At 51.8% G+C, this 7,418-nt stretch carries 7 protein-coding genes and 1 pseudogene; all 8 read right to left on the reverse strand.

Annotated elements, in window-relative coordinates:
* Nucleotides 1-398: pseudogene (locus L691_RS28455) on the reverse strand (ATP-dependent helicase); the annotation flags it as partial.
* A gap of 373 nt (nt 399-771) precedes the next feature.
* Nucleotides 772-1,584 (reverse strand): alpha/beta hydrolase, encoded by an 813-nt coding sequence (locus L691_RS0109565; RefSeq protein ID WP_025690229.1) that lies wholly within the window; start codon nt 1,582-1,584, stop codon nt 772-774.
* 84 nt (nt 1,585-1,668) lie between these two features.
* The gene (locus L691_RS0109570; RefSeq protein WP_025690230.1) at nt 1,669-2,256 is read right to left on the reverse strand and encodes a TetR/AcrR family transcriptional regulator; all 588 of its coding nucleotides are present in this window, start codon (nt 2,254-2,256) and stop codon (nt 1,669-1,671) included.
* A gap of 152 nt (nt 2,257-2,408) precedes the next feature.
* Complete coding sequence (locus L691_RS0109575; RefSeq protein WP_025690231.1) at nt 2,409-2,789, reverse strand: RidA family protein; 381 nt, start codon at nt 2,787-2,789, stop codon at nt 2,409-2,411.
* A gap of 57 nt (nt 2,790-2,846) precedes the next feature.
* Entirely contained in the window at nt 2,847-3,557 is a 711-nt protein-coding gene (locus L691_RS0109580; RefSeq protein WP_025690233.1) for an NAD(P)H-binding protein, read from the reverse strand.
* Nucleotides 3,558-3,608: 51 nt separating this feature from the next.
* Nucleotides 3,609-4,883, reverse strand: coding sequence for an MFS transporter (locus tag L691_RS0109585; protein ID WP_036736378.1), 1,275 nt, complete (start codon nt 4,881-4,883; stop codon nt 3,609-3,611).
* A gap of 97 nt (nt 4,884-4,980) precedes the next feature.
* Nucleotides 4,981-6,396 carry an ATP-binding protein gene (locus L691_RS0109590; protein ID WP_025690235.1) on the reverse strand — a complete coding sequence of 472 codons (1,416 nt, stop codon included), beginning with the start codon at nt 6,394-6,396 and terminating at the stop codon, nt 4,981-4,983.
* A 112-nt stretch (nt 6,397-6,508) separates the two neighbouring features.
* Nucleotides 6,509-6,796, reverse strand: coding sequence for a hypothetical protein (locus L691_RS0109595; protein ID WP_156934203.1), 288 nt, complete (start codon nt 6,794-6,796; stop codon nt 6,509-6,511).
* Nucleotides 6,797-7,418 lie beyond the last annotated feature (622 nt).

The raw sequence follows: 7,418 nt of genomic DNA on the forward strand, positions 1-7,418 counted from the left end.
GGCGCGGCTCCGGGAGCGACGCCTCCCGTGGCGATCAGCTCAAGCGCAAAGCGGGCCGCGGCCGCCCAGTAGCCCATCTCTCCCCCGGGCTCAATGCCCTGCTGTTCGCAGAGCGCCTCGTCCCAGGACAGCAGCAGCTCAAACGCGTCCTTCGGAGACAGGGCAAGTCCCTCCAGCATTCTCCCGGCAAGCGAACGCCGCCCCGCCCTGCCTTCATTTTTGGCCACGGGATATTTAACTTCCGCCAAACGCAGCGCCGCGCCCGCGAAAGGACGATGCCCGCCAAGCTCCAGCCGCCTGACCACGCGAGTCCATGCATCTACTTTAGGTTCCGAAGTCTCACCAGAGAAGCAAAATAAAACATCCCCTAACCACATTGCATAAAGATGCTTAGTCATCGTGATCTCCTGTCTTTTTGAACAAGCCAAAACGAAGCAGCCCGCACGAAGGCCATAAGCGGCAGCCGTTTCAGCGAGGAAAATCAAGCCGATCCATCTCTGCCGGTGGCAGAACACCTGAATTTCCAAAAAAGGTTTTATCTCCATCTTATACGAAAAAGCCGGGATTTAAAAATGTTTCTGCATATTTGCGACCTGAATTTCGCCGCCCACCTAACTTTCGACAAATATGGACGCCGGCTGCTCTTCATTCCCGTGACTTATGGGTCAGACAGCCCGGCCGGAACAATGATCTTAAATCATATGTATGTAAAAAAAAGCCGGCGCTTAGGTGGATTCACCCTTGTTCTTGGCGCCGACTTGCTTGAAAATTTCATCCGACCTCAGCAGGCAGCCGTTCCTTCAGCCATTGGTCGATGAAGTCCGCCACCTCTTCCCAGCCCGGCTGCGCGATAATCCAGTGGCTGCGGCCGGGAAACTCCTTGTAATCCGTTACGGCTCCCGACCGCTGATTGTAGAGACTGTAATTCTTGCGAACCAAGCTGGCGGGAACGATCCGGTCAACTTCCCCGGCAATCATCAGCAGCGGTCCGCGGCGGCCATTGTTAAAGTCTACTTTGAACGGACTGTTCGAAGCGAATGGGGCGGCGGCTCCCTGAAAAAAGATTCGCGTCGTCTCCGGCACCACATGCTCCCGGTATGCCCGCTCCTGCTCGGCTTTGCCCAGCGTATGGACAAAAGCGTATTGAAACTCCTTGAGAGACATCATGAAAGTCTTACGCCAAGGCTTGGATAGAATGCCGAAGATGGAACGCGCCGAAGTCGGATAAGCGGCCGAGACCACTCCTTTGGCGCCTGCGGAATCAATCGCGATTCCCGCCAGCCCCAGTCCGCGGTCCATCATCAGCTGCGTCAGCAGTCCGCCGAAGGAATGGCCGATAATGATCGGCTTCTCGGGCAGCGCCTTGATGATATCGGCAAAGTAATTTGTCAGGTCACCCAAGCCCAGCTTGCCTAGCTCGGAGCTATCTTGCTGCTTCCGCAGTTCAGCCACAGACTGACCGTGGGAAGGCCAGGCCGGCGCCAATACCTCAAAGCCTCTGGCCTTGAAATACCCCATTAGCGGCTCAAAGCTCGACGGTGTGACAAAGGCTCCGTGAATAAATACGATCGGCGGTTTTTTCATTGTAATCTTCTCCTTTGGTTTGTTTATTGATTACCTACTAGTAGGTAGGTTAACCTGAAAAAAATTTGTCTCTCTTCTTGCGGATTATTTCGCTATCGCTGTCTCCGGTGTAATTAATGGCACCAGGCGATTCTTCACCATACTGAACTGCCGTGCATCGTTAAATGCCCTTGAAGCCAGCAGCCCGCCGTGCACACAAGCCAGAATGGAATGAGCGGTTTCATCAATGGGAACTTCCCCTCCAGCAAACCGGTTCTTGGCAGCCGCATCTCGCAGCAGCCGTGCCAGCCAATCCGTTATATCCCGGAAATGCCCCCGAATCTCGCGGGTAACCTCTTCGGGCAGAATTGGAATCTCGGAGGCGAGCTGGGCACAAAGGCAAATATCTGTAGCTCTGCTCCGCAGGGACGCCTCCCAATGAGACAAGTACTGTTCAAGCTTTATCCTCGGATCATTGGTCAGAGAATCGAGCTTCAACAGATTTGCCCGAACCTCCTGCCGGTATCTGCCTACCACATTTTGCACCAGATTGGCTTTGGAGGGGAAGTGGTAGTGAATGCTCGCCTTCTGGATACCGATTTCAGCAGCTACATCCGCATAGCTGAAAGCACTGTACCCTTTCTCTAATATCAGGCGGTTTGCAACGTTTATTATATGATCGGACCGGTTCATTTCCTTCACCTCTTGAGCTCAGTGTACCTACTAGTAGGTAGAATGTCAACGGCTGAAATATTTTTTTTCAAAAAAACCCTTTCTCGCTATCCTGCGCATTACCTGCAGTCCTGCCGGGAAAGGGTTTATGCATACGCATTTAAGTGCCGCAGTTATTTTCTGCGCGCCACCACTTCAATCTCCACGAGTCCGTCTTTGGGCAGACGGGCGACCTCGACCGCGCTGCGCGCCGGATACGGCTCCTTAAAGAACGAGCTGTACACCTCGTTCACGGCCGCAAAATCATTCATATCCTTCAGGAATACCGTCGTCTTCACTACGAGGTCCAGAGAAGCTCCCGCCTCTTCCAGAATGGCCTGTACGTTCGCCAGCGACTGGCGCGCCTGGGCCTGTACGTCTCCCGCGAGCTCTCCCGTGACCGGGTCCAATCCCAGTTGGCCGGAGGTGTATACCCAATTTCCGGCGATAATAGCCTGGCTGTATGGACCAATGGCCCCCGGTGCTTTAGACGTGGCTACCTGCTTTTTGCTCATATCTTAATTTCCTCCCATTCATCTATTTACGTCCCCATTGTAAAGCCTTCTCTCTCTTTATTGCAAACATTCTGTATCGCCCCGGACCTGTTCGGAATCCGCAGCAAAGTCCCTTCCCAGCACTTGAATAACATCATTCGGGTAGATATACAGCCCCTTCGGATCAGCCGCCGCAATATGAACCATGGCCCGCGCTACGGCCTCTCCCTTGATGGCGCGGTATTTTGCGGCTTTACCGGTCAGCAGGAACTCCAGTCTTGTCATGAGCCAAGAGGCGATGCGCTCTCCCCGCCTGAATTCCTCCCTCTCTCCCAGCAGTAGAGACGGGCGGAACAGATGCAGCCCCGGAAAGCCCGCGCGGCTTAAGCCCTCTTCCATCCGGCCCTTGGTCCGGCTGTAAAAATTGCGCGAATGCGGATTGGCCCCCATGGAGGATACCGCTAAGAATTGTCCCGCTCCGGCTTCCCTGGCAAGCGCTGCGGCCTGCACAGGATATTCCAGATCGACGCGCTCGAAATTTTTCTGCGATCCGGCCTGTTTAATGGTCGTCCCGAGGCAGCAGAACACGGCGTCCGCTCCTTCGAACAACCCGCCGTACCGCTCCAGCCGTTCCCAATCGATCACATGCTGCTTCAGCCTTTCATGACGGATCTCAAGCGGTCTGCGCACGAGCGTCCTCACTTCCTTCCAGGCTCCGCGGAGAAGCTCCTCCGTCACCGCCTTTCCCACAAGCCCGGTGGCGCCAAGCACCACTGCCTTTTTGTCCATGAATATTCTCCTTCAGTAAATTTTAGACCGGGAATTCACCTCGCACATGGTCTAGACATCCTTCAATATACGGCGCCCCAGCAGTATGATCAGAACGATCATCAGCCCGCCAACGATAAGCTGCATCCCGTATACCTGTACCCCGTACGGCCACTCTTCGATCCACTCGTATACTTTACCGCCGACCAGCGGACCGAAGAACGACGCAAGACCCGTAAGCGCCGCATACATCGCCATATACATCGGGCGCTCTTTTTTCGGTGTATCCCCAATGATGAAGTTGAACGCCAGCTGGTTAAATCCGCCTACCCCCACTCCGAACACAATATGCACGGCTGCCAGAACCAGAAGCGCTGGAAAGACAGACAGCAGCCCCCAGAGCAGCGAGGATGCCGCGATGATGGGCAGTGTCCAGAAGAGAAGGAGCTTGTTGCTGTACCTCGCGTTCAGATTGCCCCAGAAATAGAAGCTCACCATCATAAACACGGTCTGGAGCACGTTAAGAAGCGAGAGCGTTTGGTAATTAATGTGCAGCAATTGCAGCATAACATAGGAATAGAGCGGTACGGTCACATTTTGCAGCAGCAGCCAGAGCGAAAGAAACAGCGTCGATTTCATAAACAGTCCGTCGTGAAGCGGTTTCTTAAACATCGGCACAAACTTGCTTTCGTCCGATTTCTCAAAAGGCACATCGGGATAGAAGAAAAATACGACAACATTAGCCGTGGAAAATATCCATACCACAATATACAAGATTAGAAATCCATGTCCGCCCGGGTAGCGGTCCAGAATAACGCCGCCGCCATACAGGACGAGGCTTCCTAAAGCGTTCAGCAGCGTGTTGCGGATACCGAAATAGCGCCCCCGCACGCGCGGAGGGACCAGATCGCTAATAACCGAACTCCACAGCACCGCTCCGGCGGTATTCACTATGAAGGCAAGGGCGTACAGCGTAATGAAAGCGGTCACCCAAAATGGACGGGGAAAGAGAAACGGGACAAGTCCGGTCGAAGACCACAGTAGCCGGTGAAGGCCGACAAAGGTTACGAGCGCCCACTTGCGGCTGGGCAGCCTCTGAATCAGAAAGGCCACGCCGACCTGCGCGACATTCACCAGTGTGGTAAGCGCTATCACAAAGCCGATTTGTCCAGAAGATGCGCCCAGATACAGCAGAAATCCGGTGAGAAACGGCCCCTGAAGCAGCACCTGAAAAATAATCGCAGGCACACCTTCCCATGTGGCCATATGCAGGTTCCTGCGGTACGTCGAAAATTTGCGGCCTCTTTTGGGAGGATGGGCTTCGGGACGGTTTCTCATGATGGGCATGGCAGTATAAACACTCCTTTGGCGCGGCTTTGTGCTTCATTTTACTCCGCGCCGCCCCAGCGTCAATACGTCAGAATTACAAATATAATTGGAGTTTTTATGCCTTGTCTTCCAGGGTTGCCGGGAGGTACAGAGAGAACGTGCTGCCCTGGCCCTCCTGGCTCTGCAGCGTAATCATCCCGCCAAGAAGCCGGGCAAGATCGCGGCTGATGGACAAGCCAAGGCCCGTTCCTCCATACTGCCGGCTGATTGTCCCGTCCGCCTGCTGAAACGCCTCGAAGATCGTAAGCTGCTTGTCCTTCGGGATACCGATGCCGCTGTCCGACACCGCCCACTCGATCCAGGAGGTTTCACGCGCTCCCTGCTTCCGCTTCTCCTGGCGGACTGTCAGCGAAACGCCGCCCTGATGAGTGAACTTGAATGCGTTCGAGAGAAGATTGCGCAGAATCTGCTGCACCCGCTGCGAATCGGATACTAGCGTCTCCGGCAGGCCATCTTCCAGCTTAACGGTGAAATCCAGCCCTTTCTGCTTGGCGATCACCTCAAACTGCTGATGAAGCAGCATGGGAAGCTCACTCATATTGACCTCATCATGGACGATTTCCAGCTTACCGGCCTCCACCTTGGACAAATCCAGGACATCGTTGATCAATAAAAGCAAATCCTCGCCAGAACGGTGAATAAGGCTTCCGTAAGCCTGAATCTCCTCTCTGGCGGCCAAATCGTCGCTCTCCGCGATAAGCTCGGACAGATTGAGAATGCCGTTTAGGGGAGTGCGCAGCTCATGCGACATATTGGCCACGAATTCCGACTTATATTGGGAGGCCAGCATAAGCTGCTTCGCCCGTTCTTCCAGAACGATTCTATTCTTGTAAAGCTCCTCTGTCTGTTCGGAGAGCAGCGCATTGGCCTCTTCGATCTGCCGCATTCGTTCACGCTCCAGATGAAAATCGCGGGCAATCAGCGCAAACAGAATGCTGAGCGCCACACCCGCCGGGAACGTGACCGGCATAATCTTTGATACATATTCATGGAAGGAGATGACTCCGAATAGAATGATATTGACCGCATTGAAGAAGTTGACCACCAGAATAATAATCAGGCCCTTGGCCGTCATGGACATGGGCGAACGTCGAACCCAGGGGGAAATGGCCGCGCAAATGAAACCCAGAATGGAGAGGTTGAGTACTCCCGCCGCTGCAGCCATATTAATGCCGAACGTAAAGCGCATCAGGCCAGTCCCCACCCCGATCAAAATCAGGAGTAAAGGCTGCGGGTAAGCTATAGCGGAGATAATTAGCGGAACATAGCGCAGATCGAAAATAACCTGCTCATCCAGCCGGTAACCGAAGAAAGAGCTGAGCCAGCCTGCAAAGACAGCCATTATAACCCAGAGTACCTGCTTGAGCTGTTCAGGAACACGGGAAATGGTATGCTTGAACAGCAGATTGGCCAGATAAGCCAAAGTAATCAGCAACGCCGTGTTAACGAAAAATATTTTTATATACTCCATGCGTTCACTCCCACAAAACGCCAAATGATCTATCCATATTATACTATCATATAAAACAATAAATTTTAATCATTTTGGCGCTTATACGGTCTAAACGGAAGAAGAGCGCAAATCAGATTCGATTTGCGCTCTTCTTCATATGGAGAAAACGGGGCCAGGCTAAATGCCAGCGTCTAACAAGCTCCAATAAGCGATGATGCTGTTTGTCATGAATAGACTCCTGCGGCGTACCGGGAGTGTCCCGGGAAATGCTCTGCTCTTCTGTCCATATCTCTTCATCCGGCAGCATGTAATACCTGAAGTGATAAGTGCAGGTAGTGTCTCCCTGCTGGGTAAGCACCCGGTCATTGCGGATCTCAATAATCCTCCCGGCAATCACATGGGAGTTATACATAGACATCGCCTTCCTTCTAATAAACAGTTATTTCATACTGGATAAAGTTGAGGGGCCATGGCTTTTCTACAGTAGAATTACCCTTCCATATTTGGAATGAATCTTCTAATTATTTCAGGATGGATCCTTTCTTCATTCTCTGCCGAAACGAATCGGGTCGGATTTTGTCACAATATTTTTTGTTTTTTGGTTGATTAATCTATCAATTTATTTAAAACTTCGATATAATCGACCTATAAAATGAAACTTTATTTTATAAAGTGATAATTTTCACAATTAAATTGGAGAAATTATGCTATTATTTTTTCGCTAATCATGCAAATATATAAAATTTTATTTATTAATTTCAATCATTCATACACTGATGAGATTAAAACGCCTAAAGTCCTAGCTCCTCAGTGACATAGATCATTTACATAGTGATATTCATCACATTTTTTCGTTGTTTCAATGTTTTGCATTTTAATATATATATTTTAAACTATTTTGGAGGTCGTACCAACATGAGAAAAACAACAGTAGTTGTATCCAGCGCCCTGCTCCTCGGCTTGCTTGCCGCAGGCTGCGGCAATAGCAACAACAGTGCTCCGGCAGCCAGCACCGCTCCTGCCGAATCAGCAGCTCCATC

Origin of the sequence: Paenibacillus zanthoxyli JH29 (assembly GCF_000520715.1) — a bacterium.
Taxonomy (GTDB): Bacteria; Bacillota; Bacilli; order Paenibacillales; family Paenibacillaceae; genus Paenibacillus_AQ; species Paenibacillus_AQ zanthoxyli.